We start from the raw sequence: 14,919 nt of genomic DNA on the forward strand, positions 1-14,919 counted from the left end.
TGTTATTCCTTAGAGTTGATCGTCGTTGATCCGGATTGGGGGATGTCACCGCCTAGCGCAAGACCCGGCGGTGGGGTGGTTGTCGTGTCGAGAGCGCGGGTTCCGCGCGCGGCCGAGCCGGTGCACTCCCCCACGGCAGCAGGTTGCGCAGCATCCACGGACGGCACAGGCTCAATCGCGGAAGTCGCTTCTGCGGGAACTTCGGCCGCCGCGGATTTGCGGCTGGATTTACGTGAAAAACGCTTGAGGAGGCCCGGGACCACCATGATGGCAAGGGTGATGCCAAGGATGGTCAAGGCTAGGGGCTGACGGAATACGATGGTGAGATCGCCCTGACTGAAAGCAGAAGTCTGCACCAGATAACGTTCCACCATGGGCCCAAGCACCATGCCCAGGATGAGCGGCGCCGTCGGATAGTTATATTTCTTGATGAAGAACCCAGCCAAGCCAGCAACGAAAAGAACCGTGAGTGCGAAAACACCATTCTCTACTGCAAATGCCCCAAACATCGAGAAGAAGATAATGAGGGGATAGAGGTAGGAGTAAGGCAGGCGCAGAACTTGGGCAAAGACGGGTGCCATGGGCAGGTTGAGGACGAGCAGGATAACGTTCCCGATGAAGAAAGACGTTAGCAAACCCCACACCAACGTAGGTTGATTCTCAAAGAGGAGGGGCCCCGGCTGGATCCCGTACATGACAAATGCGCCGAGGAGAACTGCCGTCGTCGTACCACCGGGAACGCCCAGCGCGAGAGTCGGAACGAAATTCGCATTGGCCGCGGCGTTATTTGCAGATTCGGAGGCTGCTACGCCTTCAATAGCGCCCTTACCAAAGTTGCGGGAGTTCTTGGAGACCTGCTTTTCCGCGCCGTAGGCAACCAGGGAGGCAAGAGTGGACCCCGCACCGGGCAGGCAGCCGAGTACAAATCCAAGCCCGGTACCACGAGTAATGGCCGGAAAAGCCTGCTTAATATCGGAGGGCTTAATGACCATGTCACGCATGCGGGCACGAATCGGTTTCGCGGTGCCCGCACCGATCTGGGACACTACTTCACCGATGGCGAATACTCCGATCATAACGACGACGAAATCAATGCCGCCCAGCAAACTCACGCTTCCAAAGGTGAAGCGCGAAGCCGCGAAGGCCGAGGACATTCCCACGGTGGAGAGCACTAGGCCAATACCGGCCATCATGAGGCCCTTGGCGAGGTTATCGCCGGAGAAGGAGATGATGGTGAGCAGGCCCATGATCATAATGGCGAGCATTTCAGCCGGGCCGAAACGCAGCGCGAATTGAGCAATAGGAGCTGCCACCAAGCAGAGCAGAATAAGGGAAACAATGGCGGCGAAGAAGGAGCCGATGGCAGCAATCGCGAGCGCCTTACCAGCTTTTCCTTTTCGGGCTAGAGAGTAGCCGTCTATAACTGTTGCGACGGCGCTCGCATCTCCCGGAGTGGCAATGAGGACCGCAGCAATCGTGCCGCCGTACTGGCACCCGTAGTAAATACCCGCGAGCATAATGAGCGCGGTGACCGGTTCCATCGTGAGGGTAAGAGGCAGCAGAATTGCCACGCCCGTGGTGGCCCCCAGTCCGGGGAGCATCCCAATAACGGTACCGAGAAGTACCCCGATGAAACACCAGAGCAGGTTGTCTGGGGTGAGAGATGTTTGGAAACCGAGTAGAAGATTCTCAATCATGATATGTTCGTTCCTCCCTTACACCAGGTCAAGCATCCCGGTAGGAAGCGGCACTTGGAGAAGCACAGAGAAAACCACGTAGCCGAAGAGGAAGGTGAGAATAGCAGCGAGGAGCCCCTGCCACCATTTGCGCCGTTCCACGAAAACAACGAGGACAAAGACCATGAGCGTGACGGAAAACAGCAGGCCGATCACGCGGGTGAGGATAATTGCGCCAAGCATTGCGAGGAAGACGTAGACTACCGCGAGCTGACGCTGGCGTTCGGTGCGTTCACCTTCCGCGGGCGTTTCTTCTGCCGCATACTGTTCCATCAGCTGGACGGATTCGTCATCTTCTGAGTCAGTTTCCGGCGCGGGCTTCGTGATGTTGGAGCGAATGAGATCCCAAATCGAGGCGAGGACAATAACGCAACCGGCGACGAAAGGCATGAGCCCGGCACCAACTTCGCCATTGGTTTCTGATAGTCCGTAATTCCATCCCGACACAATGACGTAGATGCCGATACCTAAAATAACGAGGCGGAAAGCCAGTGCGCCGATATCCCGATTTCCGCACTGGCGTTGGGCTTGTGCCGGCGCGCTTGTGGTGGCACCCGTGGTGTTCGGAGAAACCGCGCCGGGTGGGTGCATCCCAGGGTCTCCATCGGTCTTCACCGTTGTACTCCTCATCGAGCAACCTTTCCTTCTGGTAGTGCACTTCTGTGGTAGGGATGACGTTTCTGCTTTGAAACCGACATCGACAGTGACGCGCGCTACTAAGTTTCCAATATCCTATATCGTATAGGATTCTGTGACAAGGGTCGCGCGGTACTGTGACATGCCGAAGCTACACAAAAGCGAGACGTTCTCAGCCGTCACACCGATGCCGAAGGAGGAGCGATGGGGCAGATTCTCATCACGGTCGGGATTGTTATCTACCTAGGTGTCGCGGTGCTCTGGGCTATTAACCTGGTACGCGGATTGCGCCACGCAGCAAAGGATCCCCACTCGCAGCTGGATCGGGGCGCACGGCGAACCACCTACTTCGCCTTAGCTACTTGCTGGGCTTGGCCTGCGTGGATCTTTATCAGCCTCGCGCTTGCCGCGCGGCGCATTCGCCAAGCCGGCCGTGGATGCTAATAAACGATTTATTCCGCGTCAGAAATTGATCGGCGCAGCACCCCGTTGAGATGGGCTTCCATAGCAGCTAGTGCATCCTCGCGCGCACCCGAGGCGAAAGCCTCCAAAATAGCATGATGCTCCGCAGTGGCCTGCGCACCGTCAGAACTTCCTTCCCCAACGGTTTGGCGAATGCGGTGAGCCTGGAAAGCGAGGTTATCCACCGCCGATTCCAGGTATGAATTATTGGCGTAGCGAATAATAACGCGGTGGAAGTTCCAATCAGCATCGAAATAGTGGCGGATATGGGCGAGGTCAAGGTGCCCTTTTTCATGTTCGAGATTCTGCCACGCGACTTCGTGTTCGGCGTGGGCCTGGCGCAATTCCGGAAGAAGTCGCTTGGCGTGCGGATAAGCCCAGTCAACCGCCTGGAGTTCCAGAAGCTTACGGACATCAATGAGTTTGCGAATTTGCTCGGTAGAGATGGGGGGCGCCACCCGGTAGCCGCGCCGAGCTAGACGCTCCACCAAGCCAGTATGCTCCATTTCCACCATGGCTTCGCGTACCGGGGTAGGAGAGACATCGAGATCACGAGCCAGGCCGTCAATGCTCAAAGATTCTTCCGGCTGGAACACGCCGCCCAGCAGCATATCGAGTATGGTGGAATACACCTCGTCACGCAAAGCAGCACGACGACGCTTAAGCAGAGAACCGGTGACGGCCACGGCGACTCCTTGGAATCCAATGAACACACTCTTCGCCCACCGTCTCGCGCCGTTAGCACGCAAAGAATCGCGTCACAGAGGCGGGGGTATGGGCATAGTATACCGAGGGCGCTGGGCCAGCTCCGGGACTTGAGTCAAGGTCACTTAAGCAAAGGAACGCCGCTGCGATAACCGCGGGCGGCTTGACTGCACTCATCAAGCCGCCCGCACTTTATTAGCTTTTTCGGGAGGTCCGTAGGCTTGCTGATCAGCGCGCCTCCGTGCCTTTCGCGCGACTCCCACACCTCCGTCAGCGTGCCTCCCGCGCCTCCGCGATCCGATTGCACAGCGCAGCCACGGCATCCTCGTCATTGGAGCCGATCTCATAGGCGGAAATGTCCTTGACCGCCGCTACCGAATTCGACGGGCAGATCGCCACACCCACTTCGCGCAGCCAGGGCAGGTCATTCGCGGAATCGCCGATGCCGGCGGTGCGAGCAACCGGGGCGCCGAGCCCCTCGAGGATGGTGCGCAGCGCTACCCATTTATCGGTAGCCGGGCTGGTCACCTCAATAGTGCCGTCATAGGAGCGCGCCGCGTTGGGGAATTCCGCCGCAAGATCAGCGCGGATACGCTCATACTCTGCGTCGTTAGCAAAAAGCGCGGCCTTGAGGCGGTCTTCGCGGGGCAGCTCCTCCAGATCCGCCACGATGGGCTGCTCGCCTTCGTTGCGTTCGGCGAGCACCCGCACCGCTTCGCCGTCCTCCTTGGCGAAAAGGTGGTCGCGTCCAAAAATAACCAGCTGGAGGGCATGCTTGCGGCAAAAGTCGAGGATGCGCTCGTAGAGTTCATCATCCATAGGTTCGTACGACGCCGCGCCTACCTCACCATGCGCATAATCCCGCACGGAGGCCACCGCCATAGCGCCACTAGCCGCGATCAGCGGGCCGTCAATATTGGCACGCTCGTAAATCCCCACGGTAGCCGGGTATACCCGGCCGGTCGCTACGATAATCGCGACGCCGGTGGCATGCAGCCGGGCCAGTGCCGTGATCGTGGCATCGGAAACGTGTTTGTCATTGCGCGCCAGGGTGCCGTCCAAATCAAGGGCCAGCGCGTCAATGGTGAGAAGGTCTGCGGGAAGCTCTGCTTCCAGGTCCAGATGAATAGCCATATCTCCACGGTACGCTACTCGCGCGCGCTCCGGGTGGGCCGCGCGGCCGGCATCACCGCAGCCACACCCGCCGCCACACCCGCCGCCGACACCGCCCGCTACCGGTGGCTCACCGTTTCTTTCCCGTGAATTTCCACCAGCTGCGCGGTGGCGGACTGGCCATCCTTGGCGATCTCCGTGATATCAATCGTCAGGGCCAGCTCACCCCAGGCCGGATCCGGGCTGGCCGGCTTGGGAGTTTCACCCGGGCGCGTCACCACTGCCGGATCCACGGTTTGCAAGCCGAGCCGCTGGGGCGAATAGCTTTCCAGGCCGGCGATAGTCACCCGCGCTCCCCCGCATTGGGGCGGGTAGCTCGCCATAAACACCTCACACATGGTGGCCACCCCGCCGCTAATAATCACCCCGCCGCGTACTTTCACTTCCCCGGTCCCGTGCGCAATAGCCGCAGCGGGACCGGATTCGGTATCCCCGGGGCCGCCGGGGAGGGGCGTGGCCGGTGGCGGCGTCGTCGTATCACCGCTGCAGCCGCCCAGGCCCGCCACGCCGCAAAGCGCAGCCATCACGCCCGCGGCAACCGCCATCATGTTCTTGCTCCGCATGTCACGCCTTTCGTTTCCGGGCCCGTGCCCCGCGCGGATTCGACCGCGCTTACTGGTAGCTCACAAAAGCCGGGGTTGGCTCCACCTGGGTGTAGGTTTCCTCCGGCGTGAGCATGGGGGTGTCCTCATCGTAAAAGTTCTTCCAGCCCCACGCCACACCCGCGGGCGCGTAGCTGTGCAGGGTGTGCCAGGTGTCCTGCTTGGCGGCCTGGCTACCCTGGCCGTCGGCGTGGATCACCAGCGCGACTTCGGCGCGGGACCGGTCGAGCTGATCGACGTCGCGCAGCATCTGCACCTGGAACTGGTGCAGAATCACGACTTTCTGGGGTAGCTGATTCTCCCGCACAAAATCAGCGAGCCAATTAATGGTTTCGTTGACCTCGCTGATCTCCACGTGGCCGATGCGCTCGAGCGGGAAATCATCCGGGCCCAGGCGCCATTCCGGATCCAAGGCGATACCCACATTCGGGTAGCGCAACAGCTTCTCGTAGCGTTTGACCTGCTCCGGGAAGCTGGAACGCCCGGGCTGGAAATCGAGGACCACGTACTGGCCGTGCCGCGCGGCCTCCTCAATATAGGGGATGAAAATATCCGGATCCCATTCGTGCGAATAATTACCATCGTCACCGGCCTGCCCGGCCGCCACCGTCACGATGAGTTCCAACGCGGGAATAACGGCATCCTCCGTGAGGGCGCGATAGGGCTGGGCATGCGCTGCGGCCCGCGCCACGGTTTCCTCCACGCCCTGCTCGCCGAGCACCCCCAGCGCGGCCGTGACCGGCGAACCGTAAAGCGCTACGTAGCGCTTGCCGTCCAGCACCAGCTGCCCGCCGCCGGGCAGTTCCGTTCCGGTGCGCGCCGCCGCTAATTGCCAAGAAAGATTCGGAAGGTCGACGCCGAAGCTGGCCACCGCCGCCTCGCTTCCCGCGAGCGCGCGGATAGTTGCACTGCGTGCGCGCGGATCGGGCCCAGATTCGACGACGGCGCCACCTGCCGCACGCACCGTGGCCAGAGTAGCGGAATTCGCACCGTCGGTAATGACGGGGAATGGCGCGGTGGTGGTGGCCGGCAGGTAGTGGAAATCGGCCGGCGTGAGCGGGTACCGATACTCCTCGACCGTGCCGCTAAACCAGGCCGGGGCCGCGGTTCCAACCAGGAGAGTATGCGTGACTCCGAGCCGCTCAAATTCCGCGGCGAGGGCGCTCTCGGCAATCGGGGCTTCGGGCTGCGCCCCTCCTTGAGGCGCGAGAGGCGCGACGTGCGCTTGCGCATTCCCCACCGGGAAAACCGGCACCCCGAGAGATTCGGCCAGCTCACCGGCCTGTTCCACGGAGTCCGGGCCGCTCACTACCGCGAGCCGGGCGCTGGCAAAAAGCGTGGCGGAGGCGGCAAGGGCACCTTCCATATCCGCGACGGGGAGCACCAGGTCCGCCGTTGGAGCGCGGTGCACGGCAATGGGACCGCGTTCTTGGGCGCTCGGGGCGCTGCTGCATGAGCTGAGACCGAGAGCTAGAACGAGGGCCAGGACGGCGAGCAGGGTGAGCGATGCCAGGTGCGATCGACGGTGACGATGCGGCACAAAACTTCCTTCCTTCGGCGCCTTTCCAGGGTAGCGATAATGCGCCGCCCGCGCATCTGGGCTACTGCAAAAGAGGCTCCTCGCTTACGTCCGCTTGGTAGTCAGCGAGGAGTGCTGCCGCGAAGGCGGCGTCGTCGGAATTAATGGAACGGAGCACGCGGGCCGGAACTCCACCCACAACGCTCCCCGGCGGGACGTCGCGCAGCACCACGGCGCCGGCGCCCACCACGGAATTCTCACCGATGGTCACGCCGCCCGCGATGGAGGCACCCATGCCGATCCAAACGTTATTTTCGATGGTGATGGGGCGGCCGTATTCGAGGCGGGTGGCGCGCAGAGCTGGGTCGATGGGGTGCGACGCGCAGGACATGGTGACGTGCGGGGCAATGAGGACCCCGGCGCCGATGCGCACCGGGCACAGGTCGAGGATAACCGCTCCGGTATTAATGAAGGAGCCCTCCCCCAAGCTGATATTCACGCCGTAATCGCAGGTGAAGGGGCGCACGATCTGGGAGCCGGCCCCGATTTCACCGAGTAGTTCGCCCAGGATTTCGGTGGCGCGCGGGCTGCCCCAAGCGGCCTCGGCGTTGAATTCTTCCAGCAGCGCGATGGCGCGTTCGCGCACCCGGGCTTGCGTTGGCCCCCAGCGGTAGAGCCGGCCTTCCACCATGCGCCGCCACTGCACGTCCACGGGTTCACCCGGAATCGGGCAGCGGCTGCGTTCGGGCAGCTCACCAACGTGCGGGCGGGCCACACGGCGCGGGTTGAGAGGCTTTTCAGGCATTTTTCTTCCTTAGGTTGATGTGCGGGGCAAGATGGAAAGGTGGTACGACGACGCCCGTGGGGGGGGGGGGGTTGGCTGCCCCCCCCCCCCCCCCCCCCCCCCGCGCGCCGGGGCGGGCCCGACTGAGATATACGGACCTGGGATAGCGGGCAGCTGCGCATCCCGGGAAGTAAGCGCTCGCGGATCCGGAGAAGGGAGCACCCGCCAGCTCGGCGGTGCAGGCCGGAGCCTGGCCTGCTTATATTTGGAAGGCCCGGACGCGGCCGACTTACCCGAGGCTGGCACGCCGGTACTCGCGGAGCGGTCCGATGCGGTGAGTGCGGGTGGGGCGAGCGGGATTGCGGCGGTCGAAACGGAAACGAATCAGCCCGAGGGGGTGGCTGTGGGCCTGGTGCTGTCGGCGGTGCGGCATTGGGAAGAAGGTCCGCTTGCCCTCGCGCTGATCAGGGAGCCAGCGGCGCTGGGCGCGGTGCGGGTAGGGGAATTCCGCTGCGGCGTCGAACCTATTCCTCTGCCTACTCGCGCTCCCGTTGTGGTGACCATTCGTGAAAGCGGCGAAAAAAGTGTCGTAGGCCGTGACTAGAATGAGGGCGAGCACCACGCTCACCACGAGGACGGAGAACCATGAACCTAACAACCTTGCGGCTCGTCACAGATATCTGCAACGGGATATTTTTTGTGATCCAGCTGGCGATTCTCGCGTTTATGGTGTGGGCGCTGGTGGCTTGCCTGCGCCGCCCGGATGCGGATTTTCGCTATGCCCGCAAGGATAAAAAGTTCTGGAGCGGGGTGCTGCTGGGCTGCGCTCTCGTCACGGGGATCGTGCTTTTTACACCCATTCGCCTACCTTTCCAGCCGTTCCTCATGCTCGGGGCGGCTTACGGCGCGCTCTACTATCTGGGTCCCGAAGAACAGCGGATGGGGCCGCGCCGCAGTTCGCGCGGGCGCGGGAAAGGGTCCTGGTAAAGCGGGGTAAGCGCAGGCCCTTAGCTGCGTCGTCGTACTACACGCACCACGAAGGAGGAAGAATGCGAGCAGTTATTCAGCGCGTCACGCGCGCATCCGTCACGGTGGACGGCAGTGTGATTTCGCAGATCGGCACGGGACTGTGCGTGCTCCTGGGCGTAACGCACGGGGATGGCGCCCCGGAAGTGGAGAAAATCGCGCGGAAAATCGCGCAGCTGAAAGTACTGCGCGCCGCGGATGGAACCGATGAGCCGAATAGTCGGCGCAGCGCGGAAGAAGCGCAGGCTCCTGTGCTGCTCGTTTCGCAATTCACTCTGTACGCGGATGTGCGTAAGGGTCGCAAGCCTTCGTGGTCCAAGGCCGCGCCCGGGGAAATTGCCGATCCGCTCTATGAGGCGGTGGTGCGCGAATTGCGTGAGACCTACGGGCTGGAGGTAGCCACCGGGCAATTCGGGGCCATGATGGATGTGGAGCTCGTTAATGACGGCCCCTTTACGCTCCTGGTTGAGGTGGAACCGGCCAGCGCCTAACTCGCCGCGGCGCCCCATATTCCTAGGTCTAAGGGCCTAGGGATAGTGAAATAAGCTCAGAAATCTCATCAAGAACAGCGATTTCCGCGCTAATTCGGCTTTTTCCCTCAGCAAAATGTGAGCCACACACTCATGCCACTGGCGAACAGGGGACGGCTCCCGGGCCGCGGGCCGTTACTCTTTTAGAAGATTGCAAGTGCAAGGAGAGTTATGTTCGAAAGGTTCACTGACCGCGCCCGGCGAGTCATCGTGCTCGCGCAGGAAGAGGCACGGAACCTCAAGCACAACTACCTGGGGACCGAACATATCTTGCTCGGCCTCATTCGCGAGGGCGAAGGGGTGGCCGCAAAGGCCTTGGAAGCCCTGGGGGTGACGCTTGAGTCCGTCCGGACGCAGGTCATCGATATTATCGGCGAAGGCCAGGAACCACCCTCGGGTCATATTCCCTTCACGCCGCGCGCCAAGAAGGTCATTGAGTTCGCGATGCGTGAGGGGCTGCAGATGGGCCACTCCTATATCGGAACCGAACATCTCCTCCTCGGTCTCACCCGCGAAGCGGATGGTGTTGCCGCGCAGGTCCTCATCAAGCTCGGTGCGGATATGCCCACCGTGCGGAACCAGGTCAGCCAGCTCATCTCCGGTTTCCAAGGTAAGGAAGCCGTTGGGGTGGGTGGGGGCCCGCGTGAAGGCACCAAGGCCGGCTCCACGATTCTGGATCAGTACGGGCGTAACCTCACGGCCGCCGCGCGCGATCACAAGCTTGATCCCGTGATCGGCCGGCATACCGAAACCGAGCGGGTTATGCAGGTGCTTTCCCGGCGCACCAAGAATAACCCGGTGCTGATCGGGGAACCCGGCGTGGGTAAAACCGCGGTGGTCGAGGGCCTGGCCCAGTCCATCGCCGCGGGTAATGTGCCGGAAACCCTCAAGGATAAGCAGCTGTATTCCCTGGATATGGGTTCCCTCGTGGCTGGTTCGCGCTACCGCGGCGACTTCGAGGAACGCATGAAGAAGATCCTCAAGGAAGTTAATACCCGCGGGGATATTATTCTTTTCATTGACGAAATCCATACCCTGGTGGGTGCGGGTGCCGCGGAAGGTGCCCTGGATGCCGCCTCGCTGCTCAAGCCGATGCTGGCCCGCGGGGAACTCCAGGTCATCGGGGCAACCACCCTCGATGAATACCGTAAGTACATTGAAAAGGATGCCGCGCTTGAGCGCCGCTTCCAGCCCATCCAGGTGGAACAACCCACCGTGGAACAAACCATTGATATTTTGCGTGGTTTGCGGGACCGGTACGAGTCCTACCACCGCGTGACTATTACCGACGACGCCCTGGAGGCGGCCGCCACCCTGGCGGATCGGTATATTAACGACCGCTTCCTTCCCGATAAGGCCATTGACCTCATCGACGAAGCGGGGGCGCGCCTGGCCATCCGTAAGATGACCGCGCCGCCGGAGCTGCGCGAGCTGGACGATAAAATCGCCTCCACGCGCCGCGCTAAGGAAGCGGCTATTGACGCCCAGGACTTTGAGAAGGCCGCTGGCCTGCGTGATGAAGAGCAGAAGCTCGGTGAAGAACGCGATGCCCGTGAGCAGGCTTGGAAGGACGGGGATATGGATGTCGTCTCGGTGGTGGATGAAGATCTCATCACCGAGGTGCTCTCCATGTCTACCGGTATCCCGGTCTTCAAGCTCACCGAAGCGGAGTCCGCGAAGTTGCTGCGTATGGAAGACGAGCTGCATAAGCGGGTTATCGGCCAGCATGAAGCCGTGACCGCGCTTTCCCAGGCAATTCGCCGTACCCGCGCGGGACTCAAGGACCCGAACCGCCCCGGTGGCTCTTTCATTTTCGCCGGGCCTACCGGTGTGGGGAAAACCGAGCTCGCTAAGGCGCTCGCGGAATTCCTTTTCGGGGATGAATCCGCGCTGATCACTTTGGACATGTCCGAATATTCGGAGAAGCACACCGTTTCGCGGCTCTTTGGTGCGCCTCCGGGATATGTGGGTTATGAAGAAGGAGGCCAGCTCACTGAGAAAGTGCGGCGCAAGCCCTTCTCCGTGGTGCTGTTCGACGAAATTGAAAAGGCCCACGCGGATCTCTTCAATTCTCTTCTCCAAATCTTGGAAGAAGGGCGGCTCACGGACTCGCAAGGTCGGGTGGTGGACTTTAAGAACACCATCATCATCATGACTACCAATCTGGGTACGAAGGATATCGCGAAGGGTGTGCAAACTGGTTTCCAGTTCGATGCCGATACCACGTCTTCCTACGAGCGCATGAAGACGAAGGTTGCGGAAGAACTCAAGAACAATTTCCGGCCCGAATTCCTCAACCGCGTGGATGATATTATCGTCTTCCCGCAGCTGGGCCGCCCGGAAATCCTCCAGATTGTGGATCTGATGATCGGCAAGCTGGATAAGCGCCTGCGGGATCAGAACCTGTCGATCGCCCTGACGAAGGATGCGAAGGAACTCTTGGCGGATCGTGGTTACGATCCGGTGCTCGGGGCACGCCCGCTGCGCCGCGCCATCCAGCGTGACGTGGAAGATGTGCTCTCCGAGAAGCTGCTCTATGGCGAATTCGCCAAGGGGGACATCATCGTGGTGGATGTGGATAAGGAAAATATTCCGATGTCCTTCACCTTCACCGGCCAGTCGCCCGACCAGCCGCTACCGGATGGTGTGATCGAAGCCGAAGAACCGGCGCAAATGGAAGGCCTGGCTTCCGGGGTGAATACTCGCCCCAGCGGCGGGTCGGTAGCCGGTGCCGGCGCGCCGACTTCCGGAGGTGGCCTGGCCGCAGCGAACTAGGATTGCTGCGTCCCAAGCGGGGCCGCGAGCTAAAGCCCCACCCACATTAGGGGCGGCCACGCTCAGGCACCGGCTAGGGCCGCGAGCAAGGAATAGCTGATACCGAGAGCTCGAAGCTAACCGATCAGGTGCGCTTCGAGCTCTCGCGTTATCACCGGGGCTGTTTCGGAGCGGGTAGTGAGCAACTCCGATACCGTGCGGCGCTGCCCGGCAACGGTGTAGTGCACCTCCCACTCCATGACGAGCGTGGCTTTCACCTCCTTATTGGCCTGGCGGTAGATGACTTCTGTACAGGGCTGACGGGCCGGGATGAGCTGTGCTGAGTGAGCGAGGAGCGAGCCGCTGGGCGTGGCGTTTCCGGAGTTTCTTGCGGCCGTGCTTTCCGCGCCGGGCACCTCCCAAGTTGCCCGCACGGGAATCAGGTCAATAACAACCTCCGCGCCGAGCACTACAACCGGATGCCGTTGAGCCGGAGCGGAATAATGCAGGCGAACAGGGTAGTTGATCGCCACCCAGCCGCGCGCCGGTTCCATCCGCGCCTCAGCGCTCGCTACCGCGATCCGGATACTTTCCGTATGGATAAGCCTTTCCAGCTGCGCGGGGGTGGGAGGCGCTCCCGTTTGAGTGCCGGCCGGCGGAGTGCCATTACCCAGTATCCAACTGAGAATTCCTGCCGCGCCGCGCACATGGCCCGGTAGAGACGCATCACGCACCGCGGCTACTAGTGCACTGCGTGACCACGGCAGTCCATAAGGCCCGCTGGAGAGTCCGGCGCTCCCGCTGGCAAGGGCACCTGAGCTTGATGACACTCCGGCTGCCTCGCCGGGCGAACGCCTGGTGTAACTCACCTGACCTTCCACGGTCACTCCGCCGGCATCGGTGCGGGCGGTGTAAATGCGTTCCTCACCATCCGCATATTCGCGGGCGAGGGCAGGAGCGCTCACCGTGCACGAGCCAAGGCATATCACTGCGACCACGCCTACGATGAAGGCGCGCAGGAACCAGCGCGGTCTGAACCTGGGGTTGGTGTATGGCCTCATCACACGCCTCCATCCAAAATGTCATCGTTCATCCCCACCGCATCGACGATCCAGTTACTACCGGAGCGGAAAATCCGCATGGTCACAAAGAATTCTTCGGCACGATCTGTTTTTTCGGCGCCTTTGCGGTTCATCACTGGATTGGGTGGATGGGAAACGGAGAACTGCACGGTATAAGCGGCTATGGGATCATTCCAGCGCCCCCGCGCATCGCTAAAACTAAAAACGGTGGCTTGCCGGGGCCGGAAATCAGTTTCTTCACGTTTCGCGATCTGGTGTTGGCACCAATCGCATTGTTCTCCGGCCAGTGGGGAGAGGGGCGCGATATCGCCGGTGATAGTTGCGTAATCGAGGAGGGTGAAAAGATACTGCCCGGCCGCGATGGCTCCCGCTACGGAATCTTCGGACATCTGAGCGGGTGGTGCGGGCACTGGAATCTGGACCGGCCAGGTGGGGGGAGAGGATGGGGGAACCGAGGGCGCGACAGAGCCAGAACTGATGGTAGACGAGGGTGAGTTCGCAGCGGCTGGGGCGGAGCTAGCTGCTGGCATTCCGGAAAAGTTACCGGGGGAGAGCCCAGGGGGAGGCGCGCCTGCCCCTGCCCCACAGCTGCTGAGAAGGAAACAGAGGCTGGCAAGAATTCCGGCACGGCGCCCGGTTATGAGTACGTTCATGGCGCCACGTTAACAGTCGCGTTGCATCCGCCCAGAGCCTATCCACAGGAGGACTCGTAGCGGCGTGTCATCCACAGCTTGTGTCGGCTCAGCTACGCGGTACCCGCCTCCGTCACCACAACCCGCGCTTCGAGCTCTCGGCTGGCGCCCGGCTCCAGCAGCATTTCGCGGCCCTCGGCCCGGTTGAAAGCATTAGGGAGCGCCTGGCACGGCTCCATAGCTACCGCCTGCCCGGGATCGCGCGCCAGCCCGGCGCCAGCAAAAATATGGAAATTCTTCGAGGGCCAGTCACCCAGGCGCGCCCACAGCGCCACCTCGCGGTTACCGGTGTGCAAGCGCGCCACATTCCAGCTAGTCCCGGCGCCACCGTTTCCGTCCGCACTACCGTCCGCACTACCGTCCACACCTCCGCCAGCGCCGACAGCACCCGCATCCGGTCCGGCGTCATCGGCAAGCTGCGCGTAGGCCCAATCCGTGGCCGGGTCGATGGGGGAGTGCGCGAGCGGCTCGCACGGCGCGAAAGCGCCGGCGCCGTCGTACGGAATAAGCGTGGTATCGGTGGCGATACGCGCGCGGCAGTCCAGGCTCAGGCGTGCCTCCCCCAGCGGACCGGCGAGCCGGAAATACGGATGCCAGCCGAGAGCGACCGGGGCCGCTACTTCGCTGAGGTTCTCGGCGCGTAGACGCACGTGCAAGGAGCCGTCGGCACCAATGCTGTAAACAATGTTTACGGCAAGCTCGAAGGGGTAAACACCGTTTGCATCCACGCGGGTGGCGAACTCAAGAACGCCGTCGCCTGCGCGAATAACCTCGAATTCCCGGGTGGTGACCAGGCCGTGCAGGCCCGGTTCCGTATCGGGAAGCGGCGCCGGCACATTGTGAACGCCGCTTACTGGAACCTCGACGTGGAGGCGAGTGCGCACGGCGGCGTCGTCACCATGATAGAGCGCGGTCGGGTAGCGCCCCGCGCGGATGCGATTGGACCACGGCACCAGCACGGCACTGCGAAAACCATTGAGCTCACGCAGCTCAGCGGGGCCGCGGTAGCCGTCGATAATCTCGGTATCGCCGAGGCGGTAGTTGAGCAGGGTGGCGCCGCGGGTGGCCGCGCGCAGCGTAACGGTTCGGCCCGCGCACTCGCGTTCAGTGGTGACGATCATGGTCCTTCTTCCTCGTAGTCCCAGGTACGACGACGCCGCAGCCGCGGGCGCCTCCTTTAGCTGCCCACGTTCTCCAGGGTACCCGCCAAGGCCCGGT

General features: G+C 62.1%; 15 protein-coding genes. 5 read left to right on the forward strand and 10 right to left on the reverse strand.

Going from position 1 to position 14,919, the window contains the following annotated elements; translation table 11 throughout:
- Window positions 1–2: 2 nt before the first annotated feature.
- Together PWJ82_RS02770 and PWJ82_RS02775 are read right to left on the reverse strand one after the other, a co-directional pair.
- Entirely contained in the window at window positions 3–1,697 is a 1,695-nt protein-coding gene (locus PWJ82_RS02770) for a tripartite tricarboxylate transporter permease (RefSeq protein WP_274735214.1), read from the reverse strand.
- Between the two features lie 18 nt (window positions 1,698–1,715).
- Window positions 1,716–2,366, reverse strand: coding sequence for a tripartite tricarboxylate transporter TctB family protein (locus PWJ82_RS02775; protein WP_274735216.1), 651 nt, complete (start codon window positions 2,364–2,366; stop codon window positions 1,716–1,718).
- A 210-nt stretch (window positions 2,367–2,576) separates the two neighbouring features.
- Here PWJ82_RS02775 and PWJ82_RS02780 point away from each other — a divergent pair, with 210 nt between their 5' ends.
- Window positions 2,577–2,816, forward strand: coding sequence for a hypothetical protein (locus PWJ82_RS02780; protein WP_274735217.1), 240 nt, complete (start codon window positions 2,577–2,579; stop codon window positions 2,814–2,816).
- Window positions 2,817–2,824: 8 nt separating this feature from the next.
- Here PWJ82_RS02780 and PWJ82_RS02785 read toward each other — a convergent pair whose 3' ends face one another.
- From PWJ82_RS02785 to PWJ82_RS02805, 5 genes are all read right to left on the reverse strand, one after another.
- On the reverse strand, window positions 2,825–3,520 hold the full coding sequence (locus tag PWJ82_RS02785) for a GntR family transcriptional regulator (protein WP_274735219.1): 696 nt from the start codon (window positions 3,518–3,520) through the stop codon (window positions 2,825–2,827).
- 289 nt (window positions 3,521–3,809) lie between these two features.
- Window positions 3,810–4,673: an HAD family hydrolase gene (locus PWJ82_RS02790; RefSeq protein ID WP_274735221.1), complete on the reverse strand. Its 864-nt coding sequence runs from the start codon at window positions 4,671–4,673 to the stop codon at window positions 3,810–3,812.
- A gap of 98 nt (window positions 4,674–4,771) precedes the next feature.
- Entirely contained in the window at window positions 4,772–5,275 is a 504-nt protein-coding gene (locus tag PWJ82_RS02795; protein ID WP_274735222.1) for a hypothetical protein, read from the reverse strand.
- 49 nt (window positions 5,276–5,324) lie between these two features.
- Entirely contained in the window at window positions 5,325–6,854 is a 1,530-nt protein-coding gene (locus PWJ82_RS02800) for a hypothetical protein (protein ID WP_274735224.1), read from the reverse strand.
- A gap of 61 nt (window positions 6,855–6,915) precedes the next feature.
- Window positions 6,916–7,638 carry a sugar O-acetyltransferase gene (locus PWJ82_RS02805; RefSeq protein WP_274735225.1) on the reverse strand — a complete coding sequence of 241 codons (723 nt, stop codon included), beginning with the start codon at window positions 7,636–7,638 and terminating at the stop codon, window positions 6,916–6,918.
- Between the two features lie 244 nt (window positions 7,639–7,882).
- Here PWJ82_RS02805 and PWJ82_RS02810 point away from each other — a divergent pair, with 244 nt between their 5' ends.
- The 4 genes from PWJ82_RS02810 to PWJ82_RS02825 all read left to right on the forward strand — a co-directional run bounded on the left by PWJ82_RS02810 (window position 7,883) and on the right by PWJ82_RS02825 (window position 11,948).
- On the forward strand, window positions 7,883–8,221 hold the full coding sequence (locus PWJ82_RS02810; RefSeq protein WP_274735227.1) for a hypothetical protein: 339 nt from the start codon (window positions 7,883–7,885) through the stop codon (window positions 8,219–8,221).
- A gap of 41 nt (window positions 8,222–8,262) precedes the next feature.
- On the forward strand, window positions 8,263–8,604 hold the full coding sequence (locus PWJ82_RS02815; RefSeq protein ID WP_126135454.1) for a DUF2516 family protein: 342 nt from the start codon (window positions 8,263–8,265) through the stop codon (window positions 8,602–8,604).
- A 62-nt stretch (window positions 8,605–8,666) separates the two neighbouring features.
- Window positions 8,667–9,134, forward strand: coding sequence for a D-aminoacyl-tRNA deacylase (gene dtd / locus PWJ82_RS02820; RefSeq protein ID WP_016442270.1), 468 nt, complete (start codon window positions 8,667–8,669; stop codon window positions 9,132–9,134).
- 210 nt (window positions 9,135–9,344) lie between these two features.
- On the forward strand, window positions 9,345–11,948 hold the full coding sequence (locus PWJ82_RS02825) for an ATP-dependent Clp protease ATP-binding subunit (protein ID WP_274735230.1): 2,604 nt from the start codon (window positions 9,345–9,347) through the stop codon (window positions 11,946–11,948).
- A gap of 116 nt (window positions 11,949–12,064) precedes the next feature.
- Here the strand turns inward: PWJ82_RS02825 and PWJ82_RS02830 are convergent, their stop codons facing one another.
- The 3 genes from PWJ82_RS02830 to PWJ82_RS02840 form a co-directional block, all read right to left on the reverse strand.
- A complete protein-coding gene (locus PWJ82_RS02830; protein WP_274735231.1) occupies window positions 12,065–12,892 on the reverse strand; it encodes a hypothetical protein in 828 nt (275 codons plus the stop codon).
- Window positions 12,893–12,987: 95 nt separating this feature from the next.
- Window positions 12,988–13,662, reverse strand: coding sequence for a DUF6318 family protein (locus PWJ82_RS02835; protein ID WP_342455161.1), 675 nt, complete (start codon window positions 13,660–13,662; stop codon window positions 12,988–12,990).
- 92 nt (window positions 13,663–13,754) lie between these two features.
- Complete coding sequence (locus tag PWJ82_RS02840) at window positions 13,755–14,822, reverse strand: aldose 1-epimerase (protein ID WP_274735234.1); 1,068 nt, start codon at window positions 14,820–14,822, stop codon at window positions 13,755–13,757.
- Window positions 14,823–14,919 lie beyond the last annotated feature (97 nt).

The sequence above is a fragment of the Actinotignum schaalii genome (assembly GCF_028864145.1).
GTDB classification, from domain to species: domain Bacteria; phylum Actinomycetota; class Actinomycetes; order Actinomycetales; family Actinomycetaceae; genus Actinotignum; species Actinotignum schaalii_B.